Origin of the sequence: Virgibacillus subterraneus, assembly GCF_900110695.1 — a bacterium.
GTDB lineage: Bacteria > Bacillota > Bacilli > Bacillales > Amphibacillaceae > Lentibacillus > Lentibacillus subterraneus.
Genome location: NZ_FOEH01000006.1, coordinates 26,886 through 50,925 on the forward strand (window position 1 = coordinate 26,886; position 24,040 = coordinate 50,925).

Sequence of the window (24,040 nt, forward strand, 5' to 3'; positions counted from 1 at the left end):
TCCTTTATGTATTATGACCTTTTTCAAGTCGCTTCAACAACACCCATCGTATAGCCCCACCTATAAGCAGACCAAAATTTAAAAAGATTATTGGTAGCCATACTGGCCCAATTAAATGTCCAAAAATAGTAAACGTTTGCGAATAGATTAAACCAACTGTTACAAAGTAAGCTGAAAACACGAATGGCATAAATGCATACGGCTTACTCTCTCCCTCTGCGTCATTATAAGCATCCCACATCGCGAAGAAATATAGACATGGATAAAACATCAACCATTGGTAATTGGTTTGTTCAATGGCTTCACTGATATTACCATTAAAGCTAAGTAGGATTATTTGATTAAAATGCCCAAAAACATTAACAACAAATTCGAGTGTAATTAAGATAATTCCTTTAAGATACTTACCATTTAATAACTGTCCAAATCCAGGTAGGGCAATACTCCATAGCAGCTTTTCTAATTTGTCTTTGTTTTTCCCGTATTGTTTTTCCATTGTTATTTAGTCTGCCAGTTCTTTTCTGTCTGCTGCTATTGGCGGCTGTTCTAGCCATCCATTGTTAATCATGATGTTTGCCCCATCATCGGAATAGTGTGCTATTTCTGCTATTAAACGGGTATAATGGACACCTAAATCGTGTCTAGGACTAGCTGACATGGCCATACCATATTGACCGATTCCAGATGCGGTAAGTAGAGTTACAAGCGACATCATGAGTTTGTCTGAAAAAGGTGGAACTGTAGAATCAGTTACTTCGGATAATAGTATCAATGTTCCATTAGACAAGTATTCTTCATGCAGGATGGAAGTAAAAATATTAACGTGTTTGCCAGAAATATCCCTGCCTCTTTCAAAGTAACGTCTTGCTTCTTTGGATTTAGCGACTTGACTAAATCCAGCAATAACTGCTTGTCCAAGAGCATTGCGCTTTGCGTGGAAAACAAGGTTAGCAATCTCAATGCCTAGAAGTGGTCTGCGGTCACCAAACCAACCAGTTAAAAATTTTTGTTTCTTCACAAAATCGATTTGCCTAGGCTTCGGAATTTTTGGAGAGCGTAAATAAATCCCTTTTTCCTTTGACATTTCTTTTATCTTAGAATGTAATTCTTGTGTTGTATTTAGACAATTTGAGTAATACTTAATCACATCTGTCCGCTCAGCAAGTCCTAATGCTGTCCCATATGCAGCAAGTAATAAGATTGTTAAATTGAGCATGTACTCAAGATAAAGCTTATCTGCGAAAAGCCGTGGAGCTTGTAAATCTATATCCTTTTCCGTATATCCGTGTGGGATAGGGTAGTTCTCAGCGTTAAAGAAGTTCGTCAATTTACTTTTATTTTCTTCTGATACGGCTAGTACTTGCTCAAGGATAGATTGTATTTGATCATCGTCAACGTGTTGCAGAAAATATTTTAATCCACATATCGTCATTGTCTCATTTTGATAGGAAGTCCATAGGCTGGAGATTTCCGCAGAGGTTAAAGGGATATTTTTCTTAAGATTTTCCATATGTTCACTTCTCCTTTACTAATTCCTCACGATCCATCATACGCGGCGGCTCTTCAAGCCATTCATTATCTGTAATTATATTTGCACCATCCTCGGAAAATAATGCGATTTCAGATCTGAGCCTTGTATATTGTGTAGCTGATTCTCTTCTAATGTTTGGTGTTTACTCGTTCCTTAGAAGCTAATACCAATGGCAGCAACTCCGCACACTAACATGTTTTTCTGTAATCTTGATGCCTTTTATGATTTATTTCTTCACTTACTTCAATTGTACAACCTAACTGAAGCCTGTTAACGTATCCATGCCCGAATCATTACTTAGAAGATTAAAGAAAAGGTTGGCCATTCGAGGGCTGTTAATGGTCTGCGTTCGCCTTCTTTCCCCCTTCAAACTATTTCGTTATTAGTTTGGCTATAAATAAGACTCTTATACACAAACAGTCAGGTATCCAGTATAAGAATCTAGAGTAATGGGAAACATTCAATCTGAGGATTGGATAACAAGGAAAGTAATATATGATTTTTAAATGCTATAAAATGGAAACTGTTGAATGAAATGATACAATATAAATAATAAATATCTGGGGTGAGTTAATGAACCTTCAAACATACTTGACAATGGATGCTACTGAAATGGCAGAACAAATTAAAGCAAGCAAAGTTAACCCATCTGAGTTGATGGATCTAAGTTTCCAGCAGTTGGAGAAAGTTAATCCAACTTTAAATGCTGTTGTACATAATCGAAAAGAACGTGTAAGAAATGAAGTAAACAGTTTTAGTGCAGATCGACCTTTTTCTGGTGTTCCTTTCTTATTAAAGAACCTTTCACAATCACTAAAGGGTGAGCCGATCACGTCTGGATCTAAACTACTAGGGGCTACAATAAGTGAGTATGACTCAAATTTTGTGAAAAGGCTTCGTGATTCTGGAGTATTGTTTATGGGGCATACGAATGCACCTGAATTTGGATTGAAAAACATTACCGAGCCTGAACTATATGGACCGACACGAAATCCATGGAATAAGGACCATTCATCAGGAGGGTCAAGTGGGGGATCTGCGGCTGCAGTTGCTGCTGGTATTGTTCCTGTTGCTGGTTCAAGTGATGGTGGTGGGTCAATTCGAATTCCTGCTTCCTTCACTGGCTTATTTGGACTAAAACCAACTCGCGGACGTACCCCTGTTGGTCCAGGAGTAGGGCGTCAATGGCAAGGTGCGGCAATTGACTTCGTACTGAGCAGAAGTGTACGTGACAGTGCTGCAATGCTTGATAATCTTCAAGTTGTAGAGCCAGCAGCGGCATTTAATACACCGCTATTTAGTGGAAGTTACAAGGACAATATGAAAGAGCCATTTAATAATTCACTTCGAATTGCTTATACGACGAAATCACCTGTAGACACCCCTGTTTCAGAGGATGCCAGCATAGCTGTAGAAAAGACAGTTAAATGGTTGGAAAATGAAGGGCATATTGTTGAGGAAAAAGAAAATGATGTAGATGGTATTCAATTAATGAAAGATTACTATCTCATGAATAGTGGTGAAATCTCTTCTGTCATTCAACAGCTTGAAAAATCGCTCGGCAGACCACTGACTGCTGAGGATGTTGAGGTTGAAACTTGGTTGCTGAATGAGGCTGGGAAATCTGTTTCAGCAGCTGAGTTCTCTGCAAGTCTGGCTTCATGGGATGTCGCAGCAGCAAAAATGGCTGCTTTTCATCAATTATATGACTTATATATAACACCAGCTACAGCATTTACAGCACCGAAAATTGGTGAGTTGTCCCATTCAGAAACAAAGAAGAGAAATCTTGTGAAGCAAATTAGAGAGGTAGATAAGTCACAACAGCAAGAACTGATTTATGACATGTTTCTGCCAAGTTTAACTTATACACCATTTACACAGCTTGCGAATCTGACAGGACAACCAGCAATGTCCGTTCCGGTTTATCAGTCGGAAAATGGTCTTCCTTTAGGCGTTCAGGTAATGGCGTCCAAAGGTGCAGAGGACATGCTCCTGCAGTTAGCGTTTCAATTGGAGCAATCCAATATTTGGGTTGGGATGAATGGAAATCCGATGTTACCGTATAAAACAGCCCAAATCGACTAATACTAGATTGTAAGTTTTTTACTGAAGACGTTTCTTAAAAGATTGATGCTTTTTAACCATTGTAATTGATTTGAACTGCGACACAATGAGAATTTTCTTTTATGCTGCTTTCTCTTGTTCTAATGATGATTGAGTGCTTAGGTTCGTTTCGGCAGAATATTTCGCTTTCACCGTTCAGGGTACCAATGCGACATTTGCTCAAGCTAGCACATTTGCAGTGTCTTATTAGCCATGGGACGCCCTCAGTCTTCTCATTATGCTAAGAACGCTTCTTCCGGGGTCTTTGGACACGTGCTGTTCCCATAGGAGTCCACGTATTCTGCCTCCGCTGGTAGAGATTTCTAATTAGAGGCTGAAGTGCTCCACTGGCTAAGAACAATGTGAAAGCGAGTATTTTTCCGTACCTAAATTAAAAAGAACTGCGCGTTTCTCGAAACTGACGATTATATGGTTTGAAATCTTGTTTTTATCCATCACGATATATATTTGTTAATTATTAGGATAAAGTGAAAAAAACAGTGTAGTGAATTTCCTAATCGTTGTCATAGCACTCATCTTATAAAAGATGGAAGTAAATCACGATTAAGTTACGACGCAGTTTATATCTTTTTTGTAAAACGAAGGCGCACCTTTTTTGGATGATGAGCCAAATTTTTCAAATAATCAAAAATGCCTGTGATTATGCTTTTATTCATAGGACATTTTTAGTATAGTTAAACTAACTAATTTAATAGAAAAGTAACGTAGCCGGGAAGGGGTCAGTCAAGATGATGCAAGAAACTGCTATATATCATGAAAGAGTAGAAAAGGTACTTGCGAATATAAATAAAGTTATGATTGGAAAAGAAGAAGCTGCTACCTTAAGTTTGGTAGCATTATTGGCACAGGGGCACGTTTTACTTGAGGATGTACCGGGTGTTGGCAAGACAATGCTTGTGCGAACATTAGCAAAGTCTTTGGATTGTGACTTTAGAAGGATTCAGTTCACACCAGATTTACTACCTTCAGATGTTACCGGAGTTTCTATTTATAATCCAAAAGAAATGGAGTTTGAATTCCGAGGTGGTCCTATTCTCGGGAATATTGTCCTAGCTGATGAAATCAATCGAACTTCTCCAAAGACACAGTCTGCACTACTTGAAGGTATGGAAGAGAAGAACGTTACCGTTGATGGTAATACAATCCCATTAAAACAGCCATTCTTTGTCATGGCAACACAGAATCCTATTGAGTATGAAGGAACATACCCACTTCCGGAAGCTCAGCTGGACAGATTTATTTTAAAATTAAAAATGGGTTATCCATCAATTGAACAAGAGCTGCGGATGTTAGAGCTCACATCTAAAGATCATCCAATTGAATCTATATCATCTGTTATTAATAGAGATGAATTACTATCCATTCAAGAAGAAGTCAAGGATGTTTATATCGACAAGAATGTCCAACAATATATTATAAATCTAGTAACTGGAACACGGAACAATAAAGCCATTTATTTAGGTGTGAGCCCTCGTGGATCAATTTCCTTAATGAAGGCTGCCAAAGCTTATGCATACATTCATGGTCGTGATTATGTATTGCCAGATGATGTGAAGTACTTAGCCCCTTTTGTATTGGTTCACCGAGTTATTTTAACATCTGAAGCAAAATATGACGGGCTTACGAGTGATAAGGTTATTGAAAAAGTTGTTAAAGATACACATATCCCGATTCGGAAGGAATTTAATTAATGACTGGCACTATTAGATTTATAGGCAAATTAAGTTTTGTCGTTTTCTTATTACTACTTTTATTTTCATTTGCAATGTTCCAGGGCGGGTTTGTAAGCTGGTTCTTATTTTTTGGGTTTCTGCCGATTTTCCTTTATCATTTAGGGTTATTGTTTTACCCAATCAAAAGATGGCATGTCACACGAAGCTTGTCACATCATGTCATTCGGGCTGGAGGACGAATAGCTGTCACGGTTAAAATAAAGAGAACTATCCCTTACCCCTTATATTATTGTATTTGTGAGGAGATTTTCCCAGATACTCTTCAAAAAGTGGATAATCAAAACGAGAAGTACCGTAACATGGATAAACCAAATAAGTTACAAGTAAGTCGCAAAATAAAGAAGATTGTTTTCCCGGGATTCAGTCGTGAAATCGAACTGCCATATTATATCGAGCAAGTACCTCGTGGTGAACATCAGCTCCAGGCTTTACGCATAAGAACTGGAGATGTGCTTGGTTTTGTTAAAAAAGAGCATATTTTTTACTTGTCAGACCAAATTGTAGCATTTCCAAATGAACGTCCGGTACACATTACAGAAAGTATCACTAGCTATGAACAAGGGTCTATTTCTGCTTATGCGATGAATTTAAAGAATTCAAATGTTGCAACGGGGATCCGTGAGTATACGCCTGGTGATAAATTTTCTTGGATTGATTGGAAACAGACAGCAAAGAAGAATACAATAATCACAAAAGAATTCGAACAAGAAAAAAGTACAGATACAATGGTCATATTGGACAGTTGCTATAATCGTGGAATAAATGATCTGGCTTTTGAAGCAGGAATTGAGCTGACAATGTCGTTAGTGGAATCGATCCGAAAACAGGCATCACAAGTAGGCTTTCTGTCAATTGGCGAAAACGTGGTTTATTTTCCTATGCACCATGATCCAGCCAAAAAAGATTTAATCAGGCAACACTTAACAAGACTGCAGCCTGGTGGGACAAGGTCCTTTTCGATGGTATTGAGAGAGGAAACAACGAAGATTTCATCGGGAGCTAACATGATATTGGTTACAACTCACATGGATGACATGTTCAGAGAATCAATTCAGAAGGTGAAGCAACGCTCTAAACGTGTAATTATCCTATTCATACAATCATCTGCACTTATTTCACGTAGTGAACACAATATTATCCAGCAGCTTCGTTTTGAAGGTGTTGTTATTAATGTTTTAACTGAAAGACAGTTAGTCCAGAAAATTATTGAGGTGAATGTATCATGAAAATGAAAATCCCATTATTATACACCTCTATTTTATATATCTGCGCATTTGTTTTATTTCTGGAATGGCTTTATCCGGTAAATGTCATTGGTGATGTAAACAACTTAACCGTTTTTATTTTGTTTACAATATTTTGCTTTTTTATCTCTATGCTTCAAATTGAATGGTATATATCAATGCCTTTAAAAGGATTCGGGTTACTTTTTATTATTAATAGTCTATTTTTAACGCACCCTCTTTTTAGTAAACTATGGTTCGATCAACTATTTATGGAAATATCGTTTAATATCAATGTATTGTTTTCACAGCAATGGTACGAATTAACGCCTTTATTCCGCAGTGTATTATTCTTATTGTTAATCTGGCTAATGAGCTATCTGTTGCATTATTGGTTCATTGTCATGAAGCGGATTTTCTTATTTGTCCTACTTACGATTATTTATATAACTGTTCTGGATACATTTACGATATATGAAGCAGATGCAGCAATTGTCCGTACATTCATCGTATCGTTTGTTGCACTAGGTATGACAAACTTCTTTAAAGAAATTGACCGTGAAGCAATTCGCTTTTCGTGGTTAAAAAAATCACCAATATGGGTTGTCCCTTTAATAACTATCGTACTATTTTCCACGTTAATAGGATTTGCTGCACCGAAATTTGACCCGCAGTGGCCTGATCCAGTTCCTTTCTTGAAAAGCACCGCTGAAAACGCTGGGAGTTCAGATGCTGGCTCGGGGGTCAGTAAGGTCGGGTACGGTGATAATGATTCACGACTTGGTGGTTCCTTTGTACAAGATTATACCCCAGTATTTCAGGCAGCAGCTAAAGATGACCACTACTGGAGAGTAGAAACGAAGGATGTCTATACAGGAAAAGGTTGGGAAAAGTCGCAGGATCCACAGTATGAATTACAGCAAAATAATGCTATCTCACTTGAGACTTTTGCTGACAGTGTAGAAACAGAGAAGTTTACTACCACACTGGATTTTCAAGGTAATAACAATATGGAAAAACTGATCTATCCATACGGCATTAGCGGTGTTGAAACAACACAGAATGTTGGACTAATGCTTGATAGTCAGTTTGGAGAAATTAGAACAGAGCTTGAAGGAAGTAGTCTAAGGCTGAATAACTACACGATTACTTATGAACGACCTTCATTTGCTATTGATGAGTTACGTAAAGTAAGCGATGAGGATCCTGCTAGTCTAAACGAGCGATATACACAATTACCAGATTCATTACCAGAGCGAGTAGGTGAACTGGCGGCAGAAGTTACTGCAGAAGATGATAATCGTTATGATAAAGCCAGATCATTAGAATCGTATTTTAGCAGAAATGGATTCGTGTATCAGATAAGTGATGTTCCTGTCCCTAATGAAAACCAGGATTATGTGGATCAATTTTTATTTGATTCCAAGGCAGGGTATTGTGACAATTATTCCACTTCGATGATAGTAATGCTCAGATCACTTGATATTCCTGCAAGATGGGTAAAAGGCTTTACGAGTGGTGAAATAGTTGAAGAAGGTGAAAATCAGAATTCCTATGATATATATGAGGTAACAAATTCCAATGCTCATTCATGGGTTGAAGTTTATTTTCCAGATAAAGGCTGGGTTCCCTTCGAACCGACACAAGGATTTCCTAATATGGCAGAATTTCATTTTAACTCAGATAGTACATCAGAAAATGATGACGAATATGAGGCACCAGAAACCGAGTCTGAGCAAGAACAGCTGCCAGAAGAGAATGAATCAGAAACATCATCATCTACTAGTAATACAAGCAATTTTGAAGTGAATTGGTGGTATGTTCTAATTGGACTTACTGTAATACTTCTTTTCACATTTATCATTTATCTAACAAGATTTCGCTGGAAGACAGTATATTTAAACATGAAAATTAAAAATAAAGGTGATGCGAAAACATATCAAAACGCATATCACCATTTACTCAATGTATTGGCACATAACGGATTCCCAAAAGATGCTGATCAAACTTTACGAGAGTATTCCAAACGAATTGACTCACTCTATGGTTCAAATACGATGAAACGTTTAACAAGTCATTATGAACGTATCCTGTATAAAAATGAACTGGATACTGAGGAAGCAGTAAATTTACGCCAATTGTGGAAAAATTTAATTAAACGTATAATGGCTTGACCGTCCTTCTTTTGATTAGTAGAATAGGATAATATTAATTTTAACGAAATAAATACGCCGTTCGTATATCCTCGATAATATGGTTCGAAAGTATCTACCGGAGCACCGTAAACGCTCTGACTATGAAGGCGGAATTTCTCAAGGTATGCTCATTTGTCGACCTGGATTTCTGCCTTTGTGTAGTTTTTTATATTCTGCACAGTAGGTAGGTCCAGGTTTTTAATGTGGGTAAACCTGTTGTCTTTATCGATAGCGTGTAAATGGATAGGAGTGATTGACATGGAAAGTAATGAAATGATCTTAGTGCTTGATTTCGGCAGTCAATATAATCAGCTAATCACAAGAAGGATTAGAGAGCACGGTGTGTACAGTGAATTACACTCACACAAATTAACAGCAGAAGCTATTAAAAAAATGAACCCAAAAGGAATCATCCTATCAGGCGGTCCGCATAGTGTTTATGATGAAAACAGCTTCCGATGTGATCAGGAAATCTTTGAATTAGATATCCCCATTTTAGGAATTTGCTATGGCATGCAGATTATGGCTTTACATTTTGGTGGCAATGTTGCTAAAGCCACAAATCGTGAATACGGGAAGGCTCTAATTGAACTAACACATGACCCAATATTATTTAAAGACACACCAAAAAATCAGTCTGTTTGGATGAGTCATGGGGATAAAGTAATGGAAGTACCTGTATCTTTCCAAGTTGATGCAACTAGTCCTTCAACACCTATAGCTGCCATGAGCGATAATAGTCGTAAATTGTATGGTGTACAATTTCATCCGGAGGTTCGTCACTCTGAGTACGGAAATCATTTACTGAAGCAATTCGTTTTTGATGTGTGCGAATGTGATGGTGAATGGACAATCGAAAATTTCATCGATATGGAAGTAGAGAAAATACAAGCAAAAGTAGGTGATCGGAACGTCTTGTGTGCTTTGAGCGGAGGGGTTGATTCATCTGTTGTTGCAGCGCTCATCCACAAAGCAATAGGAGATCAGCTCACATGTATATTTGTCGATCATGGATTGTTGCGGAAAAATGAGGCAGACGATGTTATGAAGACATTTGCTGATGATTTTAACATGAACATTATTAAGATTGATGCTGCTGATCGATTTTTATCTAAATTGAAGAAAGTGGATGATCCTGAACTAAAGCGTAAAATTATTGGTAATGAATTTATCTATGTTTTTGATGATGAAGCAGCAAAGCTGAAGGATATTGACTTTCTTGCACAAGGTACACTTTATACAGATATTATTGAAAGTGGTACAGATACAGCACAAACAATTAAGTCACACCATAATGTTGGTGGCCTGCCAGAGAATATGCAGTTCGAATTAATTGAACCATTGAATACCTTATTTAAAGATGAAGTAAGGGAACTTGGTTTACAGCTCGGATTACCAGAGGGAATTGTTTGGAGACAGCCGTTTCCAGGACCAGGTCTTGCTATTCGAATATTAGGAGAAGTAACAGACGAGAAATTGGCGATCGTTCGTGAATCAGATGCCGTCCTACGTGAGGAAATTGCTGCAGCAGGATTGGACCGTGATATTTGGCAATACTTTACAGTCCTTCCTAATATCCGAAGTGTCGGTGTGATGGGGGATGCCCGCACATACGATTATACAATTGGTATCCGGGCAGTCACCTCAATCGATGGGATGACATCGGATTGGGCACGAATTCCGTGGGATGTTCTGGAGAAAATATCGACAAGAATTGTGAATGATGTTGAGCACATTAACCGAGTTGTTTACGATATAACCAGCAAACCACCTGCAACAATCGAATGGGAATAAACGGACATTAGATTAACTTGTTGAATAATTGTTCGTTTTTTTGTTGACTTTGTCGAATTTTGATAGTAATATAGTCTTAGATTCGGTAATTAAATAAGCATCTTGCGTATAATTTCGGGGATAGGGCCCAGAGTTTCTACCAGACTACCGTAAATGGTCTGACTACGCGGATAATAGTAATTAGGCTGAGAGAGTATATCTTTGCCAAATTGCTTTTTCCTGCATAGTTTTGTAGCACTCTTGTCCATCAAGGGTGTTTTTTATTTGCAGTTAAGTAATCTTTCCTTTCTTACTGCATAAATGCAACAAAGGCTTAGCGATAAGCAAAGTTTCTAATATTTGAGATGAAGTGAGGAGGAATAGTGATGAAAAAGTATTTTCGTTTTAAAGAATTGGGAACAGACTATAAGACTGAATTTATGGCAGGACTAACGACATTCCTTGCCATGGCATATATATTATTTGTTAACCCATCAACACTTGCATTGGTAGGAATTGAAGAATTACCAGAAGGAGTTACACGAATCGACCAAGGTGCAGTATTTACAGCAACTGCCATTGCAGCAGCTATCGGTACATTAATTATGGGTATTTTTGCGAAGTATCCAATTGCGCTTGCACCCGGTATGGGGTTAAACGCATTTTTTGCGTATACCGTTGTGCTGGGATATGGGATACCATGGGAAACTGCTCTAGCGGGCGTATTAGCTTCCGGACTTATTTTTATCGTTTTGACATTAACGGGACTTCGCGAAAAAGTTATCAATGCTATTCCGGCAAATTTAAAAATGGCAGTTGGAGCGGGTATTGGTGTATATATTGCATTTATAGGTTTTCAAAATGCAGGAATAATTGTCGGTGATGACGCAACACTTGTCGGAATGGGTGACTTAACATCACCAACTGTACTGCTAGCAATTTTTGGAATTATAATATCTGTTATTCTATTAAGTTTAAATATTAAAGGCGGCATTTTTTATGGTATGATTTTAACTGCTATCGCAGGAATTATCTTTAATCTGATTGATCCGCCGTCAGGTCTTGGTGGAATTGTTGGGGAAGTTCCCAGCTTAGCGCCAACATTTGGTCAGGCAATCGCTCACTTTGGTGATATTTTTACTATTGAAATGCTAGTGGTTATTTTAACTTTCTTGTTCGTTGATTTCTTTGATACAGCTGGGACTTTAGTGGCGGTAGCTAATCAGGCAGGATTAATGAAGGATAATAAGCTTCCGCGTGCAGGAAAGGCGCTTTTTGCCGATTCAGCAGCGACAGTTGTTGGTTCGGTTGCCGGGACTTCCACAACAACATCTTATATTGAATCAACTGCAGGCGTGGGAGCCGGTGGTCGTACTGGTTTCACTTCAATCGTAACAGCAGGCTTTTTCCTTCTCGCGCTATTTTTCTCACCTCTGTTGAGTGTTGTGACTGCAGAAGTAACTGCACCAGCACTGATCATTGTTGGGGTATTGATGTCGTCAACACTGAAAAATATTGACTGGGATCAGTTTGAAATTGCCGTACCAGCATTTCTAACTATTATTATGATGCCATTAACATATAGTATTGCAACCGGGATTGCTATTGGGTTTATTTTCTACCCAATCACGATGATATTGAAGGGCCGTATCAAAGAAATAAATCCGGTTATGTATGTATTATTTGTTATATTTATTCTTTATTTTATGTTCCTAAGCTAGAACACTGAAAAAAAGCGAAATCATCTCATAGGATGGTTTCGCTTTTGTTTGTTAGGATACCACAAAATTTAAGTGCCGTGGATAACTGGAATTCTGAATCAGTCATGTCCAGCTCCAGCGCTTAGCGCCTAGTGGACTTCCCTCCCCGTGTCTACGATAAGTCAACATCGAATCGCTTACGCTCTTCGTGTATCCTTTATCTCACACGGGTCAGTCCAGTCCATACGGCGCTGAACAGGCGCTTGCGCTTTAGTCTTAGCCTCAAGCTTTTTTTCCGTATGGTAACAGGTGAAATGCAGTTAGAGATAAAGTGCCGAATAATGCACAACAACCCAGTACAAAGTATAATGTTCCACCGCCGTATGAATCTATTAATGCCCCACCAGTAAGCGATCCGATGATTCCTGATACGCCGAAGAATACGGAATAAAACACGAGATGTCCAGTTGACTGTAATATGCTTGGTATTAATCTGGTGATATACTCAAATGATGCTAAATAGAATACGCCGAAAGTTAAGCCGTGTAAAAACTGTAATGCAAGGATGTACATCGGATCGTCAACTGCAGCATACAAGAACCAACGCATACTGTAGATAGTTCCAGCAAAAATAATAAATAATAGCGTATGGTATTTTCTGAACCATCGACCAGCCAGTGCAAAGACTGCTGCCTCGCTTGCAACACCAATGAACCAAGCTATGCCAACTAATCCTTCGCCACCACCAAGTTCAGTAATGTATAATCCAATAAAACTGTCATTTGCGCGGTGTGAAATTGTCAGAAACATAATCATAAATAGAAAAATGATAAATGGCTTGTTTTTGGCTAATCGCTTTACATCAATTAATTGAATAGGATCAGATTCTACTTTCACATCGGTTAAGCGAAACGCGACAATTAATGCTGTTACACCAAAAAATAAGTATGGCCAGATCATATATTGAACACCAATTTCTGAGAGAACCGCCCCAACAATTAAAGAAGAGGTTGCAAAACCGATTGACCCCCATGTTCGGATTGTTCCGAATGAAATTCGTAAATCATCTGCCCGGCGTTGAGCCAAGCTGTCACCAAGAGCCCCTATCGGTGAGGTGAAAAAGTAAAATACGAATCCCATTAGAATAATTGCAAGTAAACCATTCATTTGGAAAAATAAAACACTGCTAATCAGTAATCCGAAAATACAAATTATCAGCATTCTTTTAACGGTTTTATATTTATCACTCATATAGCCCCAGAAAGGTTGTGAAAAGATTGCAGCTAAAGGACCGACTGCTAGTACCCATCCTATCTCCGTACCATTTAATCCTTTATAGTTAAGGTACAATGGCAAGAAGCTTATGATAATTGTATTTGTAGCATGAAAACTGAATAATAACATTTTCAAGGGTGTTAATGATTGATTATTAGGCATTGAATTCGCTCCCTATAGTTGTAAAGGTTTAATTATACTATACTTGGAGTATACAAATAAACTTTTTTGGCAGATAAGAAAGCATAACTACTCTCTGATTAGATAAATGCAACTAAGGCACTCACTATTAATGCTTGGTGAATGCCACTAAAAAAGTAGGTAGGGTATGTATATTCAACCCAATAGGCGAAATATTTAGCTGGATGTGAGGGACCACAGTGGATATCACAAATTTCGGCCGGATAAGTGAAATCTCAACAAGAAAATAAATAGAAGCAGATTTAGTCATCTACTTCTCCCATACTTCCTCAATATATTCATCGCGTCCCGACTTAGCACGATCCTGCAAATAATGTTCCTCATTTTTTTTGTAGTAATACTGGTGATGCGACTCAGCTGGATAAAAAGTTGTAGCTGACAGGACTTTGGTTGCAATTGGTTTGGAAAATTTTCCACTGTTTTCGAGTAACTGCCTGGATTTCTCAGCTAGTTCCATTTGTTCTTCGTTATGATAAAAAATAGCTGTCCGATATGAATCGCCGCGATCATGAAATTGTCCGCCATCATCGGTCGGGTCTATTTGACGCCAGTATACTTCTAAAATTGTCTCATAGGAAATAACTGAAGGATCATAAGTGATTTCAACAGCCTCATAGTGACCGGTTGTTCCACTTTTTACAGTTTCATAGGTTGGGTTGGCAGTCAGACCGCCTGTATATCCAGACACTACCCCATGAATCCCATCCCATTTATCAAACGGTTTAACCATGCACCAGAAGCATCCGCCTGCAAATGTGGCTTTCTTTCGTTGGTATGTCATGCTCGTTTCCCCCAATTGTTCTTTAATGATTGTTTTTTACTATAACACAGATTGGAATATATAAGGAAATAAATGATTTTCATATTAGAAATCTGTCTAAAAGTGCTTTAAAAAGCTGTCTGCTTCAATTGCAGACAGCCTTATCCTTTAGATAAAATATGGTCCGAAAAATGAAAGTAGCATTAAAATGTGCGCCCCAACAAAGCAAGATATCCTAGCCGATGCATTCCAGTCCCTTGTTTTCTTTGTTGATTGTGCTGCAATGTATGCAATCATAGCGGATAGCAGGATAAACACATACGAGCTGCCATTAAACGTCAGGTAATCAGGTGCATTTAAGTAGATCGACTGAACGAAAATATAGTCCTTAAAAATGAAGACTGCCAGCATGTAAATACCTACCCCTGTGTAAAATATCCATGGCGGATCTTCGTCCAGCTTTTTACTTTTTGACATCTGCATGATGACTATGAACACTACGGGCCAAATAAACCAAATACTTGAAATAGATATGGTGATTACCGTCATGGACATCATACCCAGTGTTTTGCCGAGTCCTCTAATCCAGTCATCCATAGTCAGCCCAGGAGCCTTATCAACAATTGCAGGTTTGCTGGAGGAAACGTTTATATCATTGCTTTCCCCTTTCAGATCAAGCCATATAACTGTTGATTCATCCAGCCATTGTGGATTTCCTGATACATCAGGTGTATTACTTTTACGAAAGACTTCTACATCTCCATTATCTGACATGGATGCTGAATAGATATTGAATGCAGTATTTTCTTTAAATTTTGTCTGAGTGTAGCCGCTAGCATTAAAAATGAAATGGGGGTTGCCGTCACGATACGAGATGTTAATACTACCAACTTCACTAAGGTTCCCGTTGCCAGCAGGGTCATTGAACTTCAATTGCTCTAGTGGAAACTTCTCATTGCTACCTATGGTTACTTGCTTATAGTACGTATAAAATTGTGGTGGTCCCTGGGATTGTTTTTGCTGTGTTTCAAATGCATAAGTCAATTCTTGGTCATTAACGGCAAAATCGATATGGTTGATAATTTGTCCAAACGTAATTGTGAATTTTTCCTGATGGACTTGTTCAATACCTTTAGCTTTAACTGCATAAACATTAATCTCAACATTATTATTAATGGAATTTTTTGTCATTAAGTAAAGTCCCTGTTTTCCCTCGAATGGAGTGATCTCATCTGTACCATCTTTTAAATCCATCAGCTTATTTGAAGTCTTATCAACTTGATTAAGCTTATATAATGTATTGTCTTTTGTGTAAAGAATGGTGTCCTTCAATGGATAGAATCGTTTAGCATCGGAGACGATTATGTTACCTTTCTGGTCATAAATGTGTTTGTAATCATGGTAAATCAGATTATTTTCTTGAATAAACACTTGTGTCCATTTGTCAAACGGAATATCATACGAATTTTCATTAACTACTTCAAAATTATTATTTAATGTCTTAGTCAAAAGCTGGCCTTCTTCATAAGTCTGAATGATAAGCTTATCGTCATTAGTCTTTTGTACTGGAAGTCCGTTATTTACAGTTGTCGTTCCAATTTGTAATGCTCTGCTCCAGCCTTCATCTGGAGGTTCTGACGCGTTTGTAATATTTTGATAAAAAACACTGAAAATGCCAATTGCAATAATGATGGATGGTATAATCCAAAATAGATGTTTTCTCATTATGATCCCCTTGTCTATGTCTGTATCGATATGACTTTCTAACCATATTTTTATTTTGCGATAAGCCAAATTTTCTAAAATTTGTTACATAAGTAAAATATATCACAAACAAGGAAGCTAAAGAAATTATTTTGAATCTTAAATCATATGTTAAAATAAGGGGAGACTGAAATTTTGAAAGAAGGTATGGGTTCTATGGGGAAAATACCAATCATACAAAGTCAGCTTAGTCCACCACCAATAAAAGATAGATTTGTTAGGCGCGCAAAAGTGAATCGAAAACTGATCAATGCGAATAAGTATCCACTCACATTATTGCATGCTGGCGCAGGATATGGAAAAAGTACTGCATTGGCTTTATTTGTGCATGACATTAGTCCTGGTTCATGCTGGTATTCAATTTCCCAAAACGATGACGACATCCTTCCTTTCATAAATAAATTAATTCACGCAGTTAAGTTAAAATATCCGTTGTTTGGCAAATCAATTCTAAATGAAATTGAGAAGTTGGACAATTACATTAATGACGAGCAAATATGGTCACTGACTTCATCCTTTATTAATGAGATTATTGAAATGAAAAAACAGGTTACATTAATTTTGGACGACTTCCATCATGTAAAAAATTCGAATGAAATCGAGCAATGGATAAAACAGCTTCTTGATTATGTTCCGGAAAATATGCATATCATATTGTCCAGCAGAACTAAACCGAAATGGGATATCATACCGAAATTAAAGATAAAGGGTGACTTACTTGATATTCCACAAAATGATTTAGTTCTTTCATCTGATGAAATGCATCATGTTCTAGAAGACATATATCAAGTTAACCTAGTATCAGAAGATTTACAAAAAATTCATCAGTTAACTGAAGGATGGGCAATAGCATTTAGTATGTTTATCCAGCATATGCAATCAGAGTCATCGATAGATAATATCTTTCAAAATCGTCAGCAATCGCTGCAGGATTTATTCGACTACTTGGCGTCTGAAGTATTATCAAAACAATCACTAATTACGCAACAATTCCTATTACAATCGAGCATCATTGATGTGTTAACACCTGATGTTAGTGATTATGTGTTACAAATTAACGGTTCAGAGGAAATTCTGGCAGGACTGGTTGAACAGAATTTGTTTATTGTAGAGGGTGAGGGTAGTCATTATCGCTACCACGCCTTATTCAAGGCTTTTTTAGAAAATCGTCTGCAGAAAACGTATCCAGTCGAATTCAAAGACTTACATAAACGAGCGGCACAATACTACGAAAAAATATTTCATATGGAAACAGCTTTATACCATTATCGACAAATACAGGCATTTAGTGCGATAGCTCATATCTTGCAAAAACAAGGATCTAAATTGCTTCGAACAGGGAGATTGCAGCACTTATACGAGTTATTATACGAGCTACCGGAAAAGTTTAAAGAAAAAGATCTGATTCTATATTTCTATCAAGGTGAAATTGAGCGTTACCGGTCATCCTATGCGGAAGCCGAGCAGAACTATAACCGGATACTGGAGCGATGTAAAGAAGATTATTATATTGCTGGCATTGCACTCGAAGGGATGGCGCGAATATATCTGGATACCATCCAGCCCGACATTGCAGAACGCTATGTGAATCAGGCTATCCAGATGCGTGAGAGGTCAAGTGCAAGCAAGGAAGAGATGGCAAGACTATATCAGTTAATGGCTGAAAACCTGATAAATGCTGGTCAGGCAATGAAAGCAGAATCCTGGTTTGATCGTGCAAAAGAATTAAATTTGCCATTGGAAGAGGGAAACCTTCAAGCGCGAATATACTTGCGGACTGGCAAACTTGCAAAAGCCCGAGAGACTCTGATTCAACGAAAACAAAACGCAAAAACAACAAAACATTTACCACAGTCTCATCGCGAAACAGACATTCTGCTATCGATTATCGAAGCATTTATGGGTGAAGCTGAATCGAGTAGAAAACTGGCGAGTAATGGAATACAGTTAGGGTTGAATATCCAGTCTCCGTTTGTAGAGGCATGCGGATGGATGCGAATGGGCCATGCTGTTCAGTTATCGGATCACTATGAGTCTGATTTAGCAATTAATTGTTATGAGACCGCCTTGGATATCATGGAGAAAATTAACGTATCACGAGGTAAAGCGGAGCCTTATATGGGTTTAGCAATCCTTTATGGAAAAAAGCAACAATATGATCAAGCAGTTGAAACTGCAAATAAAGGATTGCGTGAAACGGAAAAAGTTAAGGATCGCTGGCTAAGCGCAATGATTAAGTTATGTATTGGGATAACCGAAATTTATAACAATGATTTAGAAAGAGCGTCACAAGTTATGATGGAGGTTCACAGAGAGTTTAAATCATGTGGTGATCGTTATGGCAATTTAGTTAGTAGGTTTTGGAATACGTTTATCGCCTTTAAACAGGAAAATGATGAAAGGTTCAAACAAGAGATGCAACTCTTTCTGAAGGAATTGCAAACAGAAGAATATGATTTTTTCCTTAAAAAAAGAACTACCTTTGGTCCAACTGATGTTCAAAACATTGCTCCCATGCTGTTAAAGGCTAAAAATCTTGATATAGAGCCCGCATTTGTTTCAAGATTACTATATGAACTTGGGTTTGATGAAACAATAAAAAGTCATCCAGGCTATACGTTAACAATTCAGACATTTGGTCATTTAAAGGTTTGGCTAGGAAATAAGCAAGTTGAAAACACTGATTGGCAGCGTGGAAAGGCTAAGGAGCTATTTGAATTACTTATAACGAATCGGGAAAAGCTCATATCAAAAGAGGAAATCCTCCAAAAGCTTTGGCCTAACCAGGATGAGAATGGTGCAAATAAAACATTTAAAGTTACCCTGAATGCATTATTAAAAGCATTGGAACCAATGCGAAAGGCTCGTGAGGAATCCTTTTTTATAAAACGAAAAGGCAGTGCATACGGGCTGAACCAAGATTCTGGATACAAATTAGATAGTATTATATTTGAAGAAGGAGTACTAAGCGGAATTGAAGAAAGCGACCCAAAGCATGCCAAAGAAAAGTTGGATAAGGCCCTAGCATTGTATGAAGGCGATTATCTGGCAGATCTCAGATTTACGGACTGGTGTGTTACAGAACGTGAACGGCTGCAATTAATTTATCTCCGTGGTTTGGAAAAAATGGCACAGGTGTCAGTTAGACTCCGTGAATTCAATGCATGTATTGACTGGTGTGAAAAGATTTTAGCGATTGATAATGCATGGGAAGAGGCATATCGCCTGTTAATGTATAGCTACTATCAAAATAATAACCGTCCCCAAGCAATTAAATGGTATGAGAAATGTGCTTCTAATTTAGAGGAAGAACTTGGAATCGAGCCGATGGAACCAACTAGAGAAATGTACTATATGATTATCGAATCGGAAGAGCTAAAATCATACTGATAACCCCCCCTTGATAACAGCAGAATCAAGGGGGTTTTTTAGCAGTTAAGAAACCAACAAGGCTGCCGAATGCGCAGTCACCATCTGGCATGAAAATGAATTTGTGGTCGAATTAGAGAGGTGTTTTCATATAGCGAATTTGAGATTTTGCGGACACCAGAGACCTTATTTGGTAGAAATCCACGAAAATGGTGGTGTTTGCGGACACCAGGGACCTTATTTAGCACAAATGCCCTCTATTTACCATGATATATGTAAAATAAGGGCTTCTGTGTCCGGATAAGATCGAATAGGTCTTTTTTTTATAGAAATAGCGTCCCCTGTGTCCGCTCGTTAAGTTTTTTAAAGAAAACCCCATGCCTCCGCAACACGCAGCCACCAGCTATTATGAAGAAAAATTTGTAACCAAGCTAGTGAGGTATTTCCATATAAAAGTAAAAAAGCTTTCTTACTGCATAAGTGCAACTACAGCATCCACTATTAAGGCTTTGTGAATTTCCTAAGCTAAGCTTTGTTCACAATATCTTGGAAATTAACAAATGTCTATTGTTATGGATAAAAACAAGATTTTAAACCATTTAAACCAACAGTTGGAATATGCTAAACTTCTGTGAGTTTCGTCTAAATTCCTGTACCAACACCGAACGATCTCACGTAAAGCGAGCATATTTCCGTTGCGATATTAAGCATGTCAATCTTTATTAAAAATATTTCTGAAAACACTTGATAATTTTTAGAAATTTCCGTATAATCAAAAACTGAGAGGTGGTTCATATGTCAATTCCTGAAAATAACCAATTAACAAAGAAGGGGATGATTACTAGACAAAAAATACTCGATACAGCTGAAGAAATTATCGGTGAGCAAGGCTATTTTGAAACGTCAATAGTAGAAATCACCTTACGTGCTGGTGTTGCCCAAGGAACTTTCTATAATTATTTTCAAACCAAAAAAGCAATATACGATGAGTTGGTTTATCAGTTAAGTTCGAATCTGCGGCATCATATAAAAGTAGCAATGGAAGAAGCATCTGCATTTAAGGAAAAGCAGCGGAAAGGTTACTTAGCCTTTTTTGAATGGGTTATCAATCATCGAAATCTTTATAGTATCATTCAGCAATCCGTCCTGGTCGATAAGGATCTTTATCGCTGGTATTACGAAAAGTTGGCAAAGGGCTTTGTTCAATCTATTAATGAAGCCGTGAGTAACGGGGAATGCAAGCCGCTGGATGCTGAAACTGTCAGCTATTGTCTGATGGGGATAGGACAGTTCATCGGTATGCGCTGGGTATATTGGGATGAAGAAGTCGTTCCCGCACACGTTTTTGATGATGCCATGGAATTAATTTTTAATGGATTAAACGCTAAGGAGGTGAAGTAAGAATGAATAGCATCTCGTATTGGATTCATAAACGAGCCGAGATAACACCTGATAGGGTAGCAATGATTGGTGTGAAGGAAGAAAGTACCTATCGTGATCTCTCACAGGACATCCATAAAATGGCTTCCATACTTAAACATAAATTGCTGCTAAGTCAGGGTGATCGAGTAGCTATCCTCTCACAAAACCGTGAAGAGTATATGGTTACATATTTTGCTATTGCTCATTTGGGGTTGATCGCTGTTCCTTTAAATATTCGTCTCTCCGCACCTGAACTAGCATTTCAAATTAAGGACAGTGGAGCGAGAACGATCATATATGAGCGTGAAACGGAGGTTTTATATAACGATATAAGGAATCACATTAATTTTGGAAACGCTTTCTCCTTTGATGAATCCGACATAAGCAAACTTAGCTATGAAGAAATTAGTGAATCCTCTCATCTATCAAGCGATCCCTTTATTATCTGTTATACGTCTGGGACAACGGGGCGTCCTAAAGGAGCAGTTTTAACGCAGGAAAACATGTATTGGAATGCTGTAAATAATCAATTGGCAATAGATATTACATCTGCTGATAAATCTATTATTCTTCTCCCGCTATTTCATATAGGTGGGATAGGATTATTTGCCTTTCCGACTTTACTTGCTGGTGGAACAATTATCATACCTGAAAAGTTCGAACCGGAAAGTGCAATACAAACTATAGAGGATTATCAGGTAACGGTTGTCATGGGAGTTCCTGCCATACATGATGCGATTAGAAAAAGTAAGGAGTTCAAAACTGCCAATTTTGAATTGGTGCGCTGGTTTTACAGTGGTGGTGCACCATGTCCTGAAGAACTAATAAATGCATACATTGACCATGGCCTTCCTTTTGGGCAAGGCTTTGGCATGACAGAAACAGCACCCACTATATTTATGATATCAAAAGAAGATTATAAAAGAAAAGTAGGATCTATTGGAAAGCCAGTAATGTTTACAGATATAACGATTATTGATGAGGGTGGCGAGTCTGTACCTGATGGTGAAATAGGAGAACTTTTAATCAAAGGTCCAAATGTAATGAAGGAATATTGGGGGCTTCCTGATGAAACAGATAAGGCACTTCGTGATGGATGGCTTTATTCCGGAGATTTAGTTCGTCGTGATGAAGAAGGATTTATATATGTCGCTGGAAGAAAGAAGGATATGATCATTTCCGGTGGTGAAAATATTTATCCATTGGAGATTGAGCAGGTAATAAAGGAGTTAGCTCAAGTGAGTGAGACTGCTGTAATTGGCGTCCATGATGAAAAATGGGGGGAAGTGCCTATTGCGTTCTTGTCTCCCAATCGTAATCATTCGGTAATTTCTGATGAGGTCAAAGCCTATTGTTCTAGTAAATTAGGGAAATATAAAATTCCTAAAAAAATAATTAAATTGGATGAATTACCTAAAAATGCTACTGGAAAAATAGATAAGAAGGCATTACGTACTATTTGGGATAGGGGTGAAATCTTACATGAATTTTGAAATAGGCCAGTCAGCGCAATTTTCCCGAACGGTAACGGAAACGGACTTTATTATGTTTGCAGGACTTAGTGGTGATTATAATCCAATTCATATCGATCAGGAATATGCTGAAAGTACATTTTTTGGTGGGAGAATTAGCCATGGTTTACTGACCGCCAGCATGTTATCAAGACTATTAGGTATGCACTTGCCAGGTCCGGGCAGCATCTATGTATCCCAATCATTGACCTTTACCAAGCCAGTATATATAGGAGACACCATAACAGCTTACGCAGAAGTAATAAACATAAACGAAGATTCAAGATTGTTAATCTTACAGACAACTTGTCGAAATCAGATCGGGAGCACCGTGCTGGATGGTGAAGGGGTTATGAAGCTTCCGAAGAAGGAGCAGGGATAATGATAGGTATAAAAGCAACTAGCATATTCACACCGGACACAATAGAGACTGCAGCTGACCTGGCTGTTAAAACAGAAATCCCGGAAAATATTATAATTGAAAAATTTGGTCTAGTAGAAAAAAGAGTAGCATCGTCTGACATGCATGCATCAGATCTAGCGATAGCAGCAGGAAAAAAGATCCTGGAAAATGTAAATCCGGAGTCTATTGATGTAGTTATTTATTTTGGGAGTCCCTTTAAAGATTATCAGATTTGGACAGCGTCCTCCCGGATTCAGCATGAGTTAGGGGCAATAAATGCCTATTCATTTGAGATGATGAATGTAAGCTCCTGTTTTCCTTTAGCACTTAAAGTTGCAAAGGATATGATAAATTCTGATCCTTATATAAATAACATACTGCTTGCCGGTGGCTCCAAAGAGTCGATGATAATCAATCACGATAATCCGCGTTCGCGTTTTATGTTTAATTTTGCTGATGGTGGAGCTGCAGCTTTAGTTTCCAGGAACGCTACTGAAAGTGAAATTTTAGGCTCATCAATTATCACAGATGGCTCATTTAGTAAGGACGTTTTAGTTCCTGGTGCAGGATCTGTTCATCCAGTCAGTCAAAAGGTTGTTGATGATAAATCTCATTATATTGATGTGCCAGACCCGTCAAGTATGAAAGAACGTTTAGATCCTGTATCGATACCAAATTTTATAAAAGTAATTAAAACCGCCTTAGAAAGAAGTGGTGTAAATCTCGAGGATTTAAAAGTTCTATTGCCACTCCATACAAAAAAGTCAATGTTTCATGAAATATTGAATAAATTGGAGTTGGAGGAGAAACAGGCTGTTTATTTAGACCATTACGGGCACATGTCAGCACTGGATCCTTGCTATGGACTTCATATCGCTGAGGAAAAAGGGTTACTTAAAAAAGGGGACGTTGCTGTAGCAGTCTCTGCTGGAACCGGGTATACATGGGCAGCTACGGTAATCCGCTGGCTGGGTGAAAAGTAGAGTTGTTACTTCTATGTAACTTCAATTGTTTATGATAACTGCAAGTGAAACAACCATTTAAAAAGGGGGA

Annotated in this window: 16 protein-coding genes and 2 riboswitches; of the genes, 11 read left to right on the top strand and 5 right to left on the bottom strand. The window is 38.0% G+C overall.

Annotated features, from left to right (window positions below; translation table 11 throughout):
- Positions 1-4 precede the first annotated feature (4 nt).
- Together BMY13_RS15620 and BMY13_RS15625 are read right to left on the bottom strand one after the other, a co-directional pair.
- On the bottom strand, positions 5-496 hold the full coding sequence (locus tag BMY13_RS15620; RefSeq protein WP_092494412.1) for a hypothetical protein: 492 nt from the start codon (positions 494-496) through the stop codon (positions 5-7).
- 6 nt (positions 497-502) lie between these two features.
- A complete protein-coding gene (locus tag BMY13_RS15625) occupies positions 503-1,510 on the bottom strand; it encodes a DUF3231 family protein (protein ID WP_092505715.1) in 1,008 nt (335 codons plus the stop codon).
- Positions 1,511-2,104: 594 nt separating this feature from the next.
- Between BMY13_RS15625 and BMY13_RS15630 the strand changes: the two genes are divergently transcribed.
- From BMY13_RS15630 to BMY13_RS15655, 6 genes are all read left to right on the top strand, one after another.
- Positions 2,105-3,619, top strand: coding sequence for an amidase (locus tag BMY13_RS15630; RefSeq protein WP_092505717.1), 1,515 nt, complete (start codon positions 2,105-2,107; stop codon positions 3,617-3,619).
- A 767-nt stretch (positions 3,620-4,386) separates the two neighbouring features.
- On the top strand, positions 4,387-5,349 hold the full coding sequence (locus BMY13_RS15635) for an AAA family ATPase (protein ID WP_092505719.1): 963 nt from the start codon (positions 4,387-4,389) through the stop codon (positions 5,347-5,349).
- Positions 5,349-6,617 (top strand): DUF58 domain-containing protein, encoded by a 1,269-nt coding sequence (locus BMY13_RS15640; RefSeq protein ID WP_092505721.1) that lies wholly within the window; start codon positions 5,349-5,351, stop codon positions 6,615-6,617. Before BMY13_RS15635 ends, BMY13_RS15640 begins: the two co-directional genes overlap by 1 nt.
- On the top strand, positions 6,614-8,788 hold the full coding sequence (locus BMY13_RS15645) for a transglutaminase TgpA family protein (protein ID WP_092505723.1): 2,175 nt from the start codon (positions 6,614-6,616) through the stop codon (positions 8,786-8,788). The genes BMY13_RS15640 and BMY13_RS15645 overlap by 4 nt, the downstream gene beginning before the upstream one ends.
- A 41-nt stretch (positions 8,789-8,829) precedes the next feature.
- Positions 8,830-8,931, top strand: a riboswitch (purine riboswitch).
- A gap of 136 nt (positions 8,932-9,067) precedes the next feature.
- Positions 9,068-10,603, top strand: coding sequence for a glutamine-hydrolyzing GMP synthase (gene guaA, locus BMY13_RS15650; protein ID WP_092505725.1), 1,536 nt, complete (start codon positions 9,068-9,070; stop codon positions 10,601-10,603).
- An 84-nt stretch (positions 10,604-10,687) separates the two neighbouring features.
- Positions 10,688-10,788: riboswitch (purine riboswitch) on the top strand.
- Positions 10,789-10,968: 180 nt separating this feature from the next.
- Positions 10,969-12,303: an NCS2 family permease gene (locus tag BMY13_RS15655; RefSeq protein ID WP_092494405.1), complete on the top strand. Its 1,335-nt coding sequence runs from the start codon at positions 10,969-10,971 to the stop codon at positions 12,301-12,303.
- A 261-nt stretch (positions 12,304-12,564) separates the two neighbouring features.
- Here the strand turns inward: BMY13_RS15655 and BMY13_RS15660 are convergent, their stop codons facing one another.
- The 3 genes from BMY13_RS15660 to BMY13_RS15670 all read right to left on the bottom strand — a co-directional run bounded on the left by BMY13_RS15660 (position 12,565) and on the right by BMY13_RS15670 (position 16,243).
- The gene (locus BMY13_RS15660) at positions 12,565-13,719 is read right to left on the bottom strand and encodes an MFS transporter (RefSeq protein ID WP_092505727.1); all 1,155 of its coding nucleotides are present in this window, start codon (positions 13,717-13,719) and stop codon (positions 12,565-12,567) included.
- 289 nt (positions 13,720-14,008) lie between these two features.
- Positions 14,009-14,539 carry a peptide-methionine (S)-S-oxide reductase MsrA gene (gene msrA, locus BMY13_RS15665; protein ID WP_092505729.1) on the bottom strand — a complete coding sequence of 177 codons (531 nt, stop codon included), beginning with the start codon at positions 14,537-14,539 and terminating at the stop codon, positions 14,009-14,011.
- A gap of 147 nt (positions 14,540-14,686) precedes the next feature.
- The gene (locus BMY13_RS15670; RefSeq protein ID WP_092494402.1) at positions 14,687-16,243 is read right to left on the bottom strand and encodes a hypothetical protein; all 1,557 of its coding nucleotides are present in this window, start codon (positions 16,241-16,243) and stop codon (positions 14,687-14,689) included.
- 174 nt (positions 16,244-16,417) lie between these two features.
- Here BMY13_RS15670 and BMY13_RS15675 point away from each other — a divergent pair, with 174 nt between their 5' ends.
- From BMY13_RS15675 to BMY13_RS15695, 5 genes are all read left to right on the top strand, one after another.
- Entirely contained in the window at positions 16,418-19,672 is a 3,255-nt protein-coding gene (locus BMY13_RS15675) for an AfsR/SARP family transcriptional regulator (RefSeq protein ID WP_245736127.1), read from the top strand.
- 774 nt (positions 19,673-20,446) lie between these two features.
- Complete coding sequence (locus BMY13_RS15680) at positions 20,447-21,052, top strand: TetR/AcrR family transcriptional regulator (RefSeq protein ID WP_092505731.1); 606 nt, start codon at positions 20,447-20,449, stop codon at positions 21,050-21,052.
- A 2-nt stretch (positions 21,053-21,054) separates the two neighbouring features.
- A complete protein-coding gene (menE, locus tag BMY13_RS15685) occupies positions 21,055-22,566 on the top strand; it encodes an o-succinylbenzoate--CoA ligase (RefSeq protein WP_092505733.1) in 1,512 nt (503 codons plus the stop codon).
- Positions 22,556-22,966 carry a MaoC family dehydratase gene (locus tag BMY13_RS15690; RefSeq protein ID WP_092505735.1) on the top strand — a complete coding sequence of 137 codons (411 nt, stop codon included), beginning with the start codon at positions 22,556-22,558 and terminating at the stop codon, positions 22,964-22,966. Before menE ends, BMY13_RS15690 begins: the two co-directional genes overlap by 11 nt.
- On the top strand, positions 22,963-23,970 hold the full coding sequence (locus BMY13_RS15695; RefSeq protein WP_092505737.1) for a 3-oxoacyl-ACP synthase: 1,008 nt from the start codon (positions 22,963-22,965) through the stop codon (positions 23,968-23,970). The genes BMY13_RS15690 and BMY13_RS15695 overlap by 4 nt, the downstream gene beginning before the upstream one ends.
- The last annotated feature ends 70 nt before the right edge of the window (positions 23,971-24,040 follow it).